Raw genomic sequence first — 16,426 nt, 5'->3', positions numbered from 1 at the left:
ATGGTGGGAGTGTGGGTAATTGTGTGGGCTGCCGCTATTTTGGCCGGCTGCTCGCCGGAGCCCATAAATAGCCCCTACGAGGAAGGCGCATTGGCGCAAAACACGCTGTTTACGGCATTTTCTCAGCGTTCTCCCAAGTATCTCGACCCTGCCAGTTCTTACTCCACCGATGAAACGCCTTTTACCTATTCCATTTATGAGCCGCTTTATGGTTACCACTATTTAAAGCGCCCCTATCAACTGATTCCCCGAACCGCCGAATCGGTGATCAGCCCCCGTTATTATGACGAAAACGGTAATGTCTTGCCCGACAATGCGCCGGGGGAAAATATTGCAGTGAGCGTGTACGACATTCCGATCAGGAAAGGTATTCAGTTCGCCCCTCATCCGGCTTTTGCCCGCAATAAGAACGGCAATTATCACTATTGGCCCTTGCAACCGGGCGCGCTAGAGAATAAATACGCTTTAACGGATTTCAGCGAAGTGGGTACGCGTGAATTAACGGCGCATGATTACGTTTATGGTATTCGGCGGTTGGCCAGCCCCAGGGTGGTGTCGCCGGCGTTTGGGGTTTTGTCTTCTCATATTGAAGGCTTGCGCGAATATGCCCAAGAGCTGAACGCTTTGGAGAAACAGTGGGAAGAACAAGGCAAAAGCCCGGAATGGCTTGATTTGCGCGAATATGGGTTTAATGGCGTGCAGGCATTGGATAACCACACCTTGCGTATTCGTGTCAAAGGAAAATACCCGCAGTTCAAGTATTGGCTTGCCATGACCTTCACTGCGCCTGTCCCGTGGGAGGCCGATCGCTTTTACCATCAGTCTGGTATGGCACAACGTAATTTGTCGTTGAATACGTGGCCTGCCGGCACCGGGCCTTATATGCTGGAAACATCAATTCAGAATCGACAGCATGTCATGGTGCGCAACCCGCATTTCAGGCCGTCACCCTATCCTTGTGAGGGAGAGCCGCAAGACAAAGCGCGAGGGTTGCTGGTTGATTGCGGTAAACCCACCCCGTTTATTGATCGCGTTGTATTTTCTTTGGAAAAGGAAAGCGTGCCTTTAATGGGCAAGTTCTTGCAGGGTTATTACGATGTTCCCGAAGTTGACGGCGGCAGTTATGGCGTGGCCATGCAAGTGGCGGCGGGTGATTCAGCCGAAAAAGCTGAACTCTATGCCGACCGTGGGCTGCAGTTGTTATCGTCCACTGAGCCGCAAATCACCTATCTTGGATTTAACTGGCTCGACCCTGTCGTGGGGCGCGGTGATACCCCCGAGCAGCAAGCGCGCAATCGCAAGTTGCGTCAGGCGATTAGTATTGCGTTCGACTGGGAGCAATTTGTATCTATCTTCCTGAACGACCAGGGGCAGGTGGCGCAGGGGCCGTTACCCCCAGGCGTACCGGGGTATCAGCCTTTGCCGGCTGGGCTGAACAAGCACGTTTATACCTGGAAGGATGATCGTGCGGTTCGGCGACCTATTGAGCAGGCCCGGGAGTTGCTTGCCCAGGCGGGCTACCCAAACGGGCGGGACGCAGATACCGGTGAACCTTTAATTTTGCACTTTGATTCGGCTGCCGGTATGGGGTCAAACGCCACGCTCGACTGGATGCGGCGGCAACTGAAGAAACTGAATGTCGAGCTGGAGATTCGAGCCACGGATTACAACCGTTTTCAAGACAAAATGCGTCAGGGCAACGCGCAAATGTTTATGTGGGGTTGGGTGGCCGACTACCCGGATGCGGAAAACTTTTTGTTCTTGCTGTACGGTGCGAATGCCAAAGCGAAAACCGGTGGTGAAAATGCGGCCAATTATCACAACCCTGAGTATGACGACTTGTTTGAGCAATTGCGTTTCCTTGATGATGGGCCGCAAAAAGATCGTGTCGTAGCACGCATGGTTGAAATTGTGCAGCGCGATATGCCTTGGATGTTCGGGTTTTATCCGAAGTCCGGCGGGGCGTATCAGGCATGGGTGTCCAATGCCAAACCCACACAAATGGTTCGTAATACCCTGCAATATTTACGGGTGGATCCAGATCAGCGGGTTGCCGGCGTAAAAAAATGGAATGAGCCACGTTGGTGGCCGCTTTGGCTGCTTCTGGCGGTATTGCTAATAGGTGTCTGGCCGGCATGGCGGGTTATTCAACGTCGTGAACGTGCCACCGCGCTGGATCACATGAAAGGAAGGCGTGGCTTATGACTGCTTATATTGTTCGTCGTTTGTTTTACGGTGTTGCTGTGCTCATCGGCGTGAACTTGCTGACGTTCGTGCTGTTCTTTGCCGTTAACACGCCCGACGACATGGCGCGCATGGCCATTGGCGGTCAACGCGTAAGCCCAGATGCAATTGAACAATGGAAAGAAGAACGGGGCTATAACAAACCGTTGTTTTATAACGCGTCGGCTCAAGGCGTGCGGACACTGACGGACACCGTTTTTTATGAACGGTCGGCACCGTTGTTGCTATTCGATTTCGGCTTTTCCGACGGGGGCCGAGACATTGGCTATGAAATTCGCCAACGTATCGGCCCGAGCCTTGCGCTGGCGATTCCGAGTTTCGTGCTCGGTATGTTGGTTAGTGTGTCGTTCGCGTTGCTGCTGGTCTTTTTTCGCGCCACCAAATTGGATTTTGCCGGCGTGGTCGTGTGTGTTGTGCTCTTATCCATCTCCGGTTTGTTCTACATTATTGCCGGGCAGTGGTTGTTCGCCAAAGTGCTGCGCTGGGTGCCGTATTCGGGGTTTACCGACGGGTGGGATAGTTTAAGGTTTCTGGTTTTACCGGTCGTGGTGGCCGTTGTTTCCGGCTTGGGCAGCGAGTCGCGGTTTTATCGCACACTTTTTCTCGAGGAAATCGGTAAAGATTATGTGCGCACGGCCAGGGCTAAAGGTTTAGCTGAGCATATTGTCTTGTTCCGCCACGTGCTGCGCAATGCGATGCTGCCGATTCTCACGGGCACCGTGTCGGCTATTCCATTATTGTTTATGGGCAGCTTGATTGCCGAGTCGTTCTTCGGTATTCCGGGTTTGGGCAGTTATACCATCGACGCCATCAACGCCCAGGATTTCTCAATTGTGCGGGCCATGGTGTTCTTGGGCTCGGCGTTGTATATCGTGGGGTTATTGTTGGCAGATATTTCTTATACGCTGGCTGATCCCCGCGTTCGATTCGAGTAGCGCCATGCCAAAATTTGTTTTTCTCTGGACGGATATTTTTGTATTGGCACTGGTGGCGGGGGTGGTGCTTTACGCGTTACATGTTAGGCGTACCCCGGCTTTGCGCGCCGCCTGGGCTCAAGTGGGCCGTTCGGCATCGGCCATGTCGGCGGCAGTAGTGCTGTTTTTGTTCACGCTGGTGGCGGTGTTGGATTCCGTGCATTATCGCCCTCGTTTGCCGGGCGGGGGCGCTGATAGCGGCCCGGTTTACGCACCGGTGCTGCGCTCGGCACTGGATGACATGATGACCTGGACCCAGCTGAGCCAACCTGAAGCCACTTATTCCGCGCCGCTGGCGATTCGTCAGTTCACCAAAGAAACGCAAATTATCAACGACGAACCGGTGCGGGATTATCCCCGTTTGAAGAACGCCGGCACGCAACTGAAAGAGGACGCATTACATTACCGCGACCTTGGGGTGCGGGCGGTGCTGGGTGCACTGGTTGGGGCAGGCTTGAGTCTTGTGCTGGCTGTGTTGCTAGCATTGCTGCAGCGGCGTCACACAAGTTCCATGCACGATGCGTTCATGCGCTGGTGGCGGCGCGACATCGACATACCGGTTCGTGCCATGTGGCTTACGGCAACTGTGATTCTGTTGGTGGCCGGTGTTTTGGTTGCCTTGAGCATGGATTATCACGTATTGGGAACTGATCGCGTCGGTAACGACGTGATGAAGCAGGCGCTGAAAAGTGTGCGAACGGCATTGGTTATCGGGACGCTGACAACACTGGCCATGCTGCCGCCGGCTCTGTTGTTCGGCATCTCGGCCGGATATTTCAAAGGGCGGGTAGACGATGCCATTCAGTATTTGTATACCACGTTAACCTCTATCCCCGGTGTGTTGTTAATTGCCGCATGTGTGCTCATGATGCAGGTTTACATTGATACGCACCCGGAGGCGTTCCCCACCGTGACTGCGCGTGCCGATTTGCGTCTTTTTCTGCTGTGCCTGATTTTGGGTTTAACCGGTTGGGCTGGTTTGTGTCGTTTGCTGCGAGCCGAAGTTTTGAAACTTCGAGAGCTGGAGTATGTGCAGGCGGCGAGGGCGTTTGGGGTCGGGCATTGGCGCATCATGCGTCACCATTTGTTGCCTAATGTCATGCATATTGTGCTCATTACCATGGTTTTACAGTTTTCAGGTCTGGTGCTCTATGAGGCGGTTTTGTCGTACTTGGGTATTGGTGTGGATCCAAGCATGGCCTCGTTCGGCACCATGATTGATGCTTCCCGTACCGAAATGTCTCGAGACCCCATGATTTGGTGGAACTTGCTGGCAGCATTTGTATTTATGCTGGCGTTGGTGTTGGCGGCAAACATTTTTGCCGATGCGGTGCAAAAGGCCTTTGATCCGCGCATGCGCAATTTTCAGCCTATGCATGCCAAGCCTGCGATGACAAAGGAGGGTTCATGAGTCAGGCGATCGCAACTTCCCGGCTTGATCAAAACGACTGGGTGCTCCAGATTGAAAAGTTGTCGGTGCAACTGCAAACTGAAGCTGGTGCCCATAATGCAGTTCATTTACTTGATTTGGCACTGCGTCGGGGGGAGACTTTCGCTTTGGTGGGCGAATCCGGCTGTGGCAAAAGTATGACGGCAATGGCGCTGTTGCGCTTGCTACCTGAGGCCGCTCGCATTAGTTCCGGTAAGGTGAAACTGGGCTCAACCGATTTGAATCAGTTGTCTGAGTCGCGCATGCGAGTCGTTCGCGGCGGGCAATTGGCTATGGTGTTTCAGGAGCCCTCAACCAGCTTGAATCCGGTCATGCCGGTGGGGCGCCAGATTGTGGAAACGCTGCTCGCGCACACATCCTATCGTGGGCAGGCCGCGCGCAAACGCGCTATTTACTGGATGAATCGTGTCGGGATTCACGAAGCGGAGAAACGGATTAACGATTATCCCTTTCAATTTTCGGGTGGGCAAAAGCAACGCATCATGATTGCCATTGCTTTGGCTGCCGAACCGGAAGTGTTGGTTGCTGATGAACCCACCACGGCACTTGATGTCACAGTGCAAGGACAAATTCTGCATTTGCTGGCGGATATACAACAGGAAATGGGCCTGGCGATTTTGTTGATTACGCATGATCTGGCCATTGTGAAGAAAGTGGCGCGTTACGTGGCACTTATGAAACAGGGCGAGATTGTGGAAACCGGTTCGGTGGATTCCTTTTTTGAGAATCCTCGACATGCTTATGCGCGGCAATTAATCAATGCTATTCCTGCGTATGAGAAACGGGGTCGCTCATTGGTGACCGGACAACGCGTTGTTGAGTCCGGGGACGGATCGAATGCCAGGAGCACCGGCACCCCGGTTCTGCAAGTGCGAAATTTGTCGGTCGCTTACCCTCAGCGTGGCGGTTTGTTGCGCCGTGTATTTGCGTATAAGCCCATCGTAGAAGACGTTTCTTTCGATCTCCATGCCGGGGAGACGCTGGCCTTGTTGGGTGAGTCGGGTTGCGGGAAAACGACGACCGCCAAGGCCCTGATGCGTTTACTTGACCAACAGGCACGAATTCAAGGGGAAGTGCTGCTTGCCGGTAAGTCGCTTTTTAGTGCCAACCGGCGTCAATTACGCATATTGCGTCAATCGATGCAAATTGTTTTCCAGGATCCGTATGCGTCGCTGGACCCGCGTATGGTCGTGGGAGATATTCTTGAAGAGGGCGTGGCGGCATTGCGGCCGGAGCTTGATAAAACACAGCGTGCAAATCGTATTCGCAATTTGCTTGATCGCGTTGGTTTACCGGCTAATACGGTCACGCGTTATCCACATGAGTTCTCGGGCGGACAGCGGCAACGCATTGCCATTGCACGCGCTTTGGCTGTCGAACCGAAGGTGCTGATTTGCGATGAGCCGACATCGGCGCTTGATGTCTCGGTTCAGGCACAAATTCTTGAACTGCTGCAAACGTTGCAGAATGAACTTGAGATGGCATATTTGTTTATTACGCACAATTTTGGTGTCGTGGAATACTTATCTGACCGTATCGCCATTATGGACGGCGGCAAGCTGGTTGAAATGAATGACGCAGCATTGGTGCTGCAACAGCCCCAACATGCGCAAACCCAACGGTTGTTGGCCGCCGTGCCGCGCTTGTAAGCAGGTTTTCCACAACATAGCGCTCACGTCGTGCGCCCGAAAGGGTCGACCTCGCTTATAATGATGTTCTATGACACTTAAAGTATTCGACCTTCAATGTGAACTTGGGCACGTATTCGAAGGCTGGTTTGGTTCCCAAGACGGCTTCGAATCGCAGAAAGAGCGCGGCTTATTATCGTGCCCCGTTTGCAACAGTGCCAACGTCAACAAAAAATTGACGGCAGCCCGTATTAATCGTGGCCGCAGCCAGGAAACAGGGCTGGAACAGGCTGCCAAGTTAGCCGGGGCCTCTGCGGCTGCTTCGGGTGAGCAGGTATTGGCCGCGCCGGCCATGGAGCAATTAGCCAAGTTGCAGGCACAGGTTATGCAACAAGTGCGTGAAATTGTGCGTAATACTGAAAATGTGGGAACGCGGTTCGCCGAAGAGGCGCTGCGCATGCATCACGGGGAAACCCAAGAGCGACCTATTCGTGGGACGGCAACGCAGGAAGAACGTGCTGCTTTAGCCGAAGAAGGGGTAACTGTGTTACCCGTTCCCGACTATCTCGACGACGACCGCATGCAGTAATTTGCTGCTTACATTACGCGGCTGCGGTATTCGCTTGTGCGCGTATCAATTTCAATTTTGTCGCCAATGTTGCAGAACAGGGGAACACTGATTTCCTTGCCGGTGTTGATCGTTGCAGGTTTCAATACCTTGCCCGATGTGTCTCCTTTCACAGCCGGTTCGGTGTAGGTGATTTCGCGCACAATGATAGTGGGCAGTTCAACCGAAATAGCGCGTCCTTCGTAGAATACGACCTCAACGGTCATGCCTTCTTCCAGATACTCAAGTGCGTCGCCCATACTGTCGGCCTCCACTTCGTACTGGTTGTACTCTTCGTCCATGAATACGTACATGGGATCGGCGAAGTAGGAGTAGGTACATTCTTTTTTGTCGAGAATGACAACGTCGAATTTTTCGTCCGCTTTATAAACCGACTCGCTGCCGGAACCCGACAGCAAATTTTTGAACTTCAATTTGACGACCGCCGCATTGCGGCCCGACTTGTTGTATTCAGCTTTTTGTACAACCAATGGTTCGTTGCCCACCATAACAACGTTGCCTACGCGCAGTTCCTGTGCGGTTTTCATGTATTAAAACTCCGGGGATAGAAAATGGGGTCGTGTTTTGTTCGCTTGCCAAAAGTGTGCTGAAAACATCGTACAGTTTTCGCCAGCACAACCCAAAGCCCATCATTTTAACGCGTTCCTGCATGAAGCGTAAAAAACTGGAGTAAGTTCGTGGCTAAATCGGCATGTCGCGCCAAATCTGAAGCCCATTGCTGACAGGAATGACGCCATGCATGCAAGTGTTCGGGGTGGCTAACCAGGGCGCTGATGATATCCTCGCAACCCGCGACGTCTGCATGGTTCCAGGCTATTTGCAATTGTTTAACGCGGTCATCAAAAGGACTCTTGTCCAACCAGGAGGATAATTTAAGCTGGTGTGCGTTACTTTCCTGTGGATAAATATGCCAGATAAACGGTGTGCCTGCCCACATCGCACGCACGAGTGAGTCTTCTCCTCGTACCAAGTTCAGGTCACTGCCCCAGAGCAAGGTATCAAAGTGCACTTGAGGCACAAAGGGGATCTTGACCAGATGAACATAGGATGCCGGCTGCGAGGCGTGGGTGCCGTTTTCGTGTGGTTGCAGAATAACCGTTGGTTTCGATTTGGTGTTTAGCGCGCGTACCAAGGCAGCGGTTGGCGCGTTCGGGTAATTGAACAAAAACACCTGGCGCCCGCCATGTCGAAGCATGTCGCATAACTTAGCGGGAACGCCCAGTTCTTTTAGTTGAGACCATCGCAGATTGGGCGTTGCTCGCCAGTTGTCGCGACGCTCAAGGAGGTCGGGTTCGCGCAATAATCCCCCTGTTGCAGGCGTAAAGCCAGGGAAAAAGAAATATTTGCGCAAGCCGTTGGGCTGCAAAGACGGCATGCCGTGACAGTCATTTACCCAATCCTCAGCGCTCAGGTACTCCAGATTGATCCATAAGCTGTTTTGTTCCAGCATTTTGGGCAAAAAGGTTGTAGGTAAATCGCATCCAAAGGCCTCAATGACAACATCACCGGCTTCTTCCACCTGATGAATGCGCTCCCAATGCCATAGGGTAATTTGGTCGGAGAGTGCCTGGTATCCTGAATGATCAATTCGAGGCTCAAGACGCTGAAATGCGGCCAGGTTATCGACCCATAACCTGACGCGATGGGGCGTTTTTTCTGTGAGGCGTCGAGCCAGGCGCCAGCACACCCCGATATCGCCGTAATTGTCGACAACCTGGCAAAACAAGTCGATTAACAAAGAGGGGGTTGTTACGGCGATATGCGCCGGTGCACCGGGCATGGCAAATTAATGAAAGTGTCGCGGCTCGAGATCAATTTCCTCGGGCAGTTCGGGATGCATCATTTCGCCCAGCGTGTTCGGGAAGAAAGGCGCACCGCAATCATCGCATATTTCGCCCTGAGCAAGCCCATTCAGACGCTTGACCTCTTTAATCCCGACCTCAGCGAGCTGTTCGGCGATATGGTCGGGGATATCGGGTAAGCCTTCATTATTGAGGTTGGCTTCTTCTTTGCTGAGAATGGGCCAGACACAACCGTAAATAACCTGATTCGATTGGCGCGTGGTGAAGCCGACCCGGTATTCTTCAATCATGTTCTCACCGCATCCGACGATGGTTGCACGAATATCCGACCCATTCAGGTTTGCTGCGTTTTGTAGCCAGATGGCAGCCGCCTTGAGTGCCAATGGGCGAATACGCCGGTCTGCCTCGCGGCTGCTGACAAAAAATGCTTCCGGCTGCTGGTAGTCGATTGTGCAGCCGGCGAAAAGCCGGTTAAAGCAAGGTTCAATCGCGTGTTGCCAGTTCTGAAGGCTTTGCGCGCGCGATTGCACCGCAGGCGCTGATGGTGTTTGCCAATGAAATACGGGCTGCCCCTTGGGGACCGCAATGGCTGCAATGATAAATCGGGCGTCGGCCAGCATGCCTTCTGTATGCGCCAGCGGCGTGATTTCAATAGGCTTAACCTCGCTGGTGACCGCCTGCCTGCCCAGTTGCTGGGTTAGGCGTGCCGTATCCTGGAACGATTGCGGCATTTGCTCGAAACTAATAACTTGCGGCAGCAAAGCAACACAAGCTTGTGGGGCAGCAATATGCTCGCGGAATGCTGCTTCAATCAGATCAAAATCTTTGCGTTGCAAAGGGGTCGGCAATGGTAATTGATAGCGCGTCCAGATAAGGATAGGTGCGCTGACCAGCAGAACGTCGTAATCGGTTTTATCGTGAATTTCAGTTGATTCAGAGAATGTTTCGGCCAGCTCTACCAAAACCTCGTAGGCCTGCATTTTATTTGGAATAAGCTGATCGAGCGCTGTTTCCACATGCCGGTTTTTACGGCTTTTGTAAAGCTTGCCTATCAGCTGCTTAAGCTGCTCTTCCCAGTAAAGGTCTTCCAGCCGGCTTCCCGACAATGTCAGGGCTTCTGTGAGTTCGAGCAGGCGGCGAACATCGACGGAAAGGCGGGATTGGGGCATTTTATTGGTCAAGGCCATGAGTGTTTCGGGGTAAATAACAGTAATAGTGTAACGCGTGCCGAAAGCAAAAATCCCCCACCCGGTATACGGGCGGGGGAGTCTGTATTTAACCCTGGATAAAAGGATTAGATATTGACGGTTTTGGCCGTTTCGGTGAAGTCCTCGATTTGATCGAAATTCATGTAACGGTAGATTTCGCCGCTGTGCTGGGTAAGAATGCCCATGTCGGCCAGATACTCTTCCTTGGTAGGAATGCGACCCAGACGGGAACAAATAGCAGCTAGCTCGGCCGACCCCAGAAATACGTTGGCATTTTTGCCCAAGCGGTTGGGGAAGTTCCGTGTACTGGTCGACATTACCGTTGCGCCTTCGCGTACCTGTGCCTGGTTACCCATGCATAACGAGCAGCCCGGCATTTCCATACGGGCACCGGCGGTACCTAGAACGCCGTAGTGGCCTTCTTCGGTCAGTTGCTTTTGGTCCATTTTGGTGGGGGGCGCAACCCATAACTTAACGGGAATGTCGCGCTTGTTTTCCAGCAATTTGGATGCTGCACGGAAGTGGCCGATGTTGGTCATGCAGCTTCCGATAAACACTTCGTCAATCGGCGTACCCGCTACATCGGACATGGTTTTAACGTCATCAGGATCGTTCGGGCAGGCCACGATGGGTTCGTGAATGTCGGCCAGATCGATTTCAATAACGGCGGCGTACTCTGCGTCGGCGTCGGGTTGCAGCAGTTCAGGATTCTCAAGCCAGGCTTCCATGGCCTTAATGCGGCGGCCAATGGTACGTTTGTCTTCATAACCGTTGGCAATCATCCACTTCAACATGGTGATGTTGCTGTTGATGTACTCGATAATAGGTTCTTTATCGAGACGAACGGTACAACCGGCAGCGGAACGCTCGGCTGAGGCGTCGGATAATTCGAAAGCTTGTTCCACTTTCAGTTTTGGTAAGCCTTCAATTTCCAGGATACGGCCTGAGAAAATGTTTTTCTTGCCTTTCTTCTCAACTGTTAGCAGGCCTTGCTGAATGGCGTAGTAAGGAATGGCGTTGACCAGATCGCGTAGCGTTACGCCAGGCTGCATTTCGCCTTTGAAACGAACCAGCACCGATTCGGGCATGTCCAGCGGCATAACGCCGGTGGCAGCCGCAAAAGCCACAAGGCCGGAGCCGGCAGGGAAACTGATACCGATCGGGAAACGGGTATGTGAGTCGCCGCCGGTACCTACCGTGTCGGGTAGCAGCATGCGGTTCAGCCACGAGTGAATAATGCCGTCGCCTGGACGCAGGGAAATACCGCCACGCGTACTGATGAAGTCAGGCAACTCGTGATGCGTTTTGATGTCGACCGGCTTGGGGTAAGCGGCTGTGTGGCAGAACGATTGCATGACCAGGTCGGCCGAGAAACCCAGGCAGGCCAGATCCTTTAGTTCATCGCGCGTCATGGGGCCGGTGGTGTCCTGGCTACCTACCGAGGTCATCTTGGGCTCGCAGTAAGTGCCGGGGCGGATACCCTGGCCTTCAGGTAAGCCACAGGCGCGGCCCACCATTTTTTGCGCCAGACTGAAGCCCTTGCCGCTGTCTTCAGGGTTGCTGGGTAAGCGGAATAAGGTGGAGGGGGGGAGGCCCAACGTTTCACGCGCTTTGGCCGTGAGGCCGCGACCAATGATTAAGGGGATGCGACCGCCGGCGCGGGCCTCGTCGAACAAGACTTCAGATTTAACCTGAAATTCGGCAATAACTTTACCGTTTTTCAAGGCCTTGCCTTCATAGGGACGCAGTTCAATGACATCGCCCATTTCCATTTCGGAAACGTCAAGCTCGATAGGCAGGGCGCCGGCATCTTCCATGGTGTTGTAGAAAATAGGGGCGATTTTGCTGCCCAGGCAGACGCCGCCAAAACGTTTGTTGGGCACGAAAGGAATGTCTTCGCCGGTGTACCACAGTACTGAATTGGTGGCTGATTTACGCGAGGAGCCGGTGCCTACCACGTCGCCCACGTAGGCAATCAGGTTACCTTTCTCTTTCAGTTCCTGAATGAGCTTGATCGGGCCGATTTTGCCGGGCTCGTCCGGTTCAATGCCGTCGCGCGGGTTCTTCAGCATCGCAAGTGCATGCAGGGGGATGTCGGGGCGGCTCCAGGCATCGGGCGCAGGCGAAAGATCGTCAGTATTGGTTTCGCCGCTCACTTTGAACACAGTTAGTGTGAGGCTCTCGGGCACTTCCGGGCGCTGAGTGAACCATTCACCGTCGGCCCAGCTTTGTAAAATTTCTTTCGCGTAGGCATTGCCTTTTTCTGCTTTCTCTTGCACATCGTGGAAAGCGTCGAACATCAGGAGCGTGCTCTTCAGGCCTTTTGCGGCAATGGCGGCCAGCGCTTCGTTGTCGAGCAGGTCGATCAGTGGCTGAATGTTATAGCCGCCCAACATCGTGCCCAGCAATTTAGTTGCTTTTTCAGGCGTAATCAAAGGGCATTTTTCGGTACCGAAAGCAACGGCGGCCAAATAAGACGCTTTAACCTTGGCGGCGTCGTCTACGCCGGCTGGTACGCGATAGGTGATCAGCTCGACCAGGTTTTGTTCTTCACCGGCAGGCGGATTCTTCAGCAATTCGATGAGGTCTGCCGTTTGCTGAGCAGACAAAGGAAGAGGGGGGATGCCAAGCGCAGCGCGTTCAGCAACGTGTTGGCGGTAGTTATCCAGCATGTGACTTGCCCTTTGATCGAAGATGAGGGAAAAACATAATTGTAAGCGTTAGCCTGTATTCAGGCAAATGTCTTATATCTTATATAAGACATAAGTTTTGTTTCTTCTAAATGACGTACAGATCAACGTATTCGTGAACCGGCATGTGTTCCAGTTGTGTCTGATTCAGTGACACGTCCAGAATGCGTTGTTGCTGCTTCTCCGGGAAGCGGCGCGCCAGGTTGGTCCGGAATTTGGCCTCCAGTAACGGAATGCCGTCTTCACGACGGCGTTTGTGGCCAATGGGGTATTCGCATACCACTTCGTCAAGGGCGGTGCCGTCATTGAACTCGACCTTCAAGGCGTTGGCAATCGCGCGTTTTTCCGGGTTGTGATAGTCGGCGGTGAATGTGGTGTCCTCCACGCATACGATTTTGTCGCGCAGTTCGTCAATGCGTGGGTCGTGGGCAACACTGTCTTCGTAGTCGGCCGCGGTCAGGCGTCCGAACAGAAGCGGCACGGCAACCATGTACTGAATGCAGTGATCGCGGTCAGCGGGGTTGTTCAGGGGGCCTTTTTTGTCGATGATGCGAATGCAAGCTTCGTGTGTGCGGATGGTAATGCGCTTGATGTCATCAACCGATTTACCTTTTTGCTTGAGTGTTTCGTGAAGCTGCATGGCACATTCCACTGCTGTTTGCGAATGGAACTCGGCCGGGAACGAGATTTTGAACAGTACGTTTTCCATGACATAGCTGCCGTAGGGGCGCTGGAACTTGAAGGGTTGCCCTTTGAAGAGGACGTCGTAAAACCCCCAGGTTTTGGCCGACAGGACCGAGGGGTAACCCATTTCGCCGGTTTGAGCGATTAGCGCCAGGCGAACCGCGCGGCTGGTGGCGTCGCCGGCGGCCCAGCTTTTGCGGCTGCCGGTATTAGGCGCGTGACGATAAGTGCGCAGGCTCTGTCCATCAACCCAGGCCAATGAGAGTGCATTGATGATCTCGTCGCGGTTCAACCCCAACATTTGGGCCACAACGGCCGTGGAGGCCACCTTGACCAATACAACGTGATCGAGTCCGACCTTGTTGAATGAGTTTTCCAGCGCAATACAACCCTGAATTTCATGCGCCTTGATCATGGCGGTAAGAACATCATGCATGGTCAGCGGTGCTTTGCCTGTTGCAACGGCTGTGCGCGAGAGCCAGTCGGCTGTGGCCAGGATACCGCCCAGGTTGTCCGAGGGGTGGCCCCATTCGGCGGCCAGCCACGTGTCATTGAAATCGAGCCAGCGAATCATCGTGCCGATGTTAAAGGCGGCTTGAACCGGGTCAAGCTGAAACTGCGTACCAGGCACTTTGGCGCCGTGAGGGACTGTGGTGCCCGGCACGATGGGCCCTAGCAATTTTGTGCAGGCCGGGTATTCCAATGCTTCCAGGCCGCAGCCCAAGGTATCGATCAAGCAGTTGCGTGCCGTTTCGTAGGCCAGGTCGCTGTGAATGGTGTAATTCAAAACATAATCGGCAATGTCGCTTAAAACCTGGTCGGGTTGGGGGCGTACATTGGAGATATGAGTCGTGTCGGCAGACATATAAATTAATCCTGATAAGTATTAACGCTTGCGGCGCGAAATGGGTACGAACTTGCGATTTTCCGGACCCACATAGTTCGCTGTGGGGCGAATGATCTTGTTGTCGATGCGCTGTTCGATAATGTGTGCGGCCCAGCCGGCAGTGCGAGCCAGTACGAATAACGGTGTAAACATGGCGGTGGGTACTCCCATGGTGTGATACGACACGGCCGAGAACCAGTCCAGGTTGGGGAACATTTTCTTGGCATCCCACATCACGGATTCGAGTCGCTCGGCAATTTCGAACATTTTTGTGTCGCCGGTGCTTTGGGACAGTTTTTTTGCGACCTTTTTGATGACTTCGTTACGTGGGTCGGAGACGGTATACACCGGGTGTCCGAACCCAATGATGACTTCCTTGTTGGCAACCCGCTCACGAATGTCGGTTTCAGCTTGGTCGGGGGTGTCGTAGCGCTTTTGTATATCGAAGGCCACCTCGTTGGCCCCGCCGTGCTTGGGGCCTCGCAAGGCACCAATGCCACCGGCAATGGCGGAATACATGTCGGATCCTGTTCCGGCAATCACGCGGCACGTGAAGGTGGAAGCGTTGAATTCGTGTTCTGCATACAAAATAAGCGAGGTGTGCATGGCGCGTACCCATTCCTTGCTGGGTTTTTCACCATGCAGCAGGTGCAGAAAATGTCCACCAATGCTGTCGTCGTCAGTTACGACATCAATCATTTCACCGCGCTGGCTATAGTGATACCAGTAAAGTAAGGCCGAGCTCAGGCAGGCCAGCAAACGGTCGGCGATATCGCGCGCATCGGCCAGGTTGTGGTCGTCCTTCTCGGGCAAGACGCAGCCCAGGGCTGAGACGGCGGTTCGCATGACATCCATGGGGTGGCTGGCTGCGGGCAAGGCTTCAAGAACCTGTTGTACATGTAAAGGTAGCCCGCGCAAACGTTGCAGCTTGGCCTTGTAGGCTTGCAACTCGACTTTGGTGGGCAGGCTGCCGTGAATCAGCAAATAGGCGACTTCCTCGAATTCGCAGGTTTCGGCGATATCCAGAATGTCGTAGCCGCGGTAGTGCAGATCGTTGCCGCTGCGGCCCACCGTGCATAGGGCAGTGTTGCCCGCTACCACACCCGATAGTGCTACGGATTTCTTGGGCTTGGGCCCGGCGGGCGAAGGGGTGTTTTGTTCGGGCGTTGCGGCGGCATTGGCTGTTTGTTGCGTTGTTGCAGACTTGTTTTTGCGTATGCGTGATGTAGCCATGGTGTGTCTCCTGAGCGTTCTAAGGCGCGATGGTTGAAATGGCGTGGTGATAACGTGTTGTGTGGCTGGTTGTTATTTTGTTTCGTTTTGCCGTTGAAAAAGTTGATCGAGTCGGGACTCGTACTCGTGGTAGCCAATAGACTGATAAAGCTCTTCACGGGTTTGCATCATGTCGACCACACTGCGCTGGTGGCCGTCGCGACGAATAGCGGAGTAAACGGTTTGCGCTGCTTTATTCATGGCGCGAAATGCCGACAGCGGATACAGCACAATGCCAACACCCGCTTGCCCCAGCTCCTCGGAGGAAAACAACGGGGTTTGGCCAAACTCGGTAATGTTGGCCAACACCGGCACAGATAAAGCCTGGGTGAATCGGCGATAGGTGTCAAGGTCGTAAGCAGCTTCCACAAATACTGCATCGGCACCGGCCTGGGCACACGCCTGGGCGCGCTCAAGCGCTGCTTCGACGCCATGCACTGCAATGGCATCGGTGCGCGCGATAATAAAAAAGTCTGGGTCGGTGCGTGCATCAACCGCCGCTTTTACCCGGTCAACCATTTCTTGTGTACTTACAATCTCTTTGCCGGGCCGGTGGCCGCAGCGCTTGGCGCCCACCTGGTCTTCCAGGTGGCAAGCCGCCGCGCCGAACTTGATCAGGCTTTTAATGGTGCGGGCGATATTAAACGCCGAAGGGCCGAAGCCGGTATCGATGTCGACCATGAGTGGCACTTCGCACACATCGGTAATGCGGCGCACATCGGTTAATACGTCGTCTAGCGTATTAATGCCCAGATCGGGCATGCCCAGCGAGCCGGCCGCTACGCCACCGCCCGATAAATAAATGGCGCGAAACCCCGCTTGTTGAGCGAGCAGAGCATGGTTGGCGTTGATCGCGCCTATTACCTGAAGCGGTGTTTCCTGAGCAAGGGCGGTACGAAATCGGGTGCCGGCGGAAGGAGGGGTACGCATAAATTTAATCACCTGAAAAAAAGGCCTCAT

12 protein-coding genes are annotated in these 16,426 nt (G+C 53.8%); 5 read left to right on the top strand and 7 right to left on the bottom strand.

What is annotated here, in order from left to right:
• From G9Q38_RS13065 to G9Q38_RS13045, 5 genes are all read left to right on the top strand, one after another.
• Nucleotides 1-2,205 carry an ABC transporter substrate-binding protein gene (locus tag G9Q38_RS13065; protein ID WP_166132409.1) on the top strand — a complete coding sequence of 735 codons (2,205 nt, stop codon included), beginning with the start codon at nucleotides 1-3 and terminating at the stop codon, nucleotides 2,203-2,205.
• Entirely contained in the window at nucleotides 2,202-3,179 is a 978-nt protein-coding gene (locus tag G9Q38_RS13060; protein ID WP_119442079.1) for an ABC transporter permease, read from the top strand. Before G9Q38_RS13065 ends, G9Q38_RS13060 begins: the two co-directional genes overlap by 4 nt.
• A gap of 4 nt (nucleotides 3,180-3,183) precedes the next feature.
• Entirely contained in the window at nucleotides 3,184-4,629 is a 1,446-nt protein-coding gene (locus tag G9Q38_RS13055; protein ID WP_166131767.1) for an ABC transporter permease, read from the top strand.
• Nucleotides 4,626-6,317: an ABC transporter ATP-binding protein gene (locus G9Q38_RS13050; RefSeq protein ID WP_166131764.1), complete on the top strand. Its 1,692-nt coding sequence runs from the start codon at nucleotides 4,626-4,628 to the stop codon at nucleotides 6,315-6,317. Before G9Q38_RS13055 ends, G9Q38_RS13050 begins: the two co-directional genes overlap by 4 nt.
• 70 nt (nucleotides 6,318-6,387) lie before the next feature.
• On the top strand, nucleotides 6,388-6,885 hold the full coding sequence (locus tag G9Q38_RS13045; RefSeq protein ID WP_166131761.1) for a DUF1178 family protein: 498 nt from the start codon (nucleotides 6,388-6,390) through the stop codon (nucleotides 6,883-6,885).
• An 8-nt stretch (nucleotides 6,886-6,893) separates the two neighbouring features.
• Here the strand turns inward: G9Q38_RS13045 and efp are convergent, their stop codons facing one another.
• From efp to prpB, 7 genes are all read right to left on the bottom strand, one after another.
• Complete coding sequence (gene efp, locus G9Q38_RS13040) at nucleotides 6,894-7,451, bottom strand: elongation factor P (RefSeq protein WP_114421799.1); 558 nt, start codon at nucleotides 7,449-7,451, stop codon at nucleotides 6,894-6,896.
• 107 nt (nucleotides 7,452-7,558) lie between these two features.
• A complete protein-coding gene (gene earP / locus G9Q38_RS13035; protein WP_166131758.1) occupies nucleotides 7,559-8,704 on the bottom strand; it encodes an elongation factor P maturation arginine rhamnosyltransferase EarP in 1,146 nt (381 codons plus the stop codon).
• A gap of 6 nt (nucleotides 8,705-8,710) precedes the next feature.
• Entirely contained in the window at nucleotides 8,711-9,913 is a 1,203-nt protein-coding gene (locus G9Q38_RS13030) for a DUF2863 family protein (RefSeq protein WP_228276132.1), read from the bottom strand.
• A 107-nt stretch (nucleotides 9,914-10,020) separates the two neighbouring features.
• Nucleotides 10,021-12,606 carry a bifunctional aconitate hydratase 2/2-methylisocitrate dehydratase gene (gene acnB / locus G9Q38_RS13025; protein WP_166131755.1) on the bottom strand — a complete coding sequence of 862 codons (2,586 nt, stop codon included), beginning with the start codon at nucleotides 12,604-12,606 and terminating at the stop codon, nucleotides 10,021-10,023.
• 106 nt (nucleotides 12,607-12,712) lie between these two features.
• Nucleotides 12,713-14,173 (bottom strand): bifunctional 2-methylcitrate dehydratase/aconitate hydratase, encoded by a 1,461-nt coding sequence (locus G9Q38_RS13020; RefSeq protein WP_166131752.1) that lies wholly within the window; start codon nucleotides 14,171-14,173, stop codon nucleotides 12,713-12,715.
• Between the two features lie 21 nt (nucleotides 14,174-14,194).
• Nucleotides 14,195-15,427, bottom strand: coding sequence for a bifunctional 2-methylcitrate synthase/citrate synthase (gene prpC / locus G9Q38_RS13015; protein ID WP_166131749.1), 1,233 nt, complete (start codon nucleotides 15,425-15,427; stop codon nucleotides 14,195-14,197).
• A gap of 72 nt (nucleotides 15,428-15,499) precedes the next feature.
• Nucleotides 15,500-16,396: a methylisocitrate lyase gene (gene prpB / locus G9Q38_RS13010; protein WP_166131746.1), complete on the bottom strand. Its 897-nt coding sequence runs from the start codon at nucleotides 16,394-16,396 to the stop codon at nucleotides 15,500-15,502.
• Nucleotides 16,397-16,426: the final 30 nt, after the last annotated feature.

It is taken from the genome of Pusillimonas sp. DMV24BSW_D (assembly GCF_011388195.1).
Taxonomy (GTDB): domain Bacteria; phylum Pseudomonadota; class Gammaproteobacteria; order Burkholderiales; family Burkholderiaceae_B; genus Neopusillimonas; species Neopusillimonas aestuarii.
The sequence above is the reverse complement of the archived record's forward strand: the minus strand, read 5'-3'. Positions and strand labels throughout refer to the sequence as shown.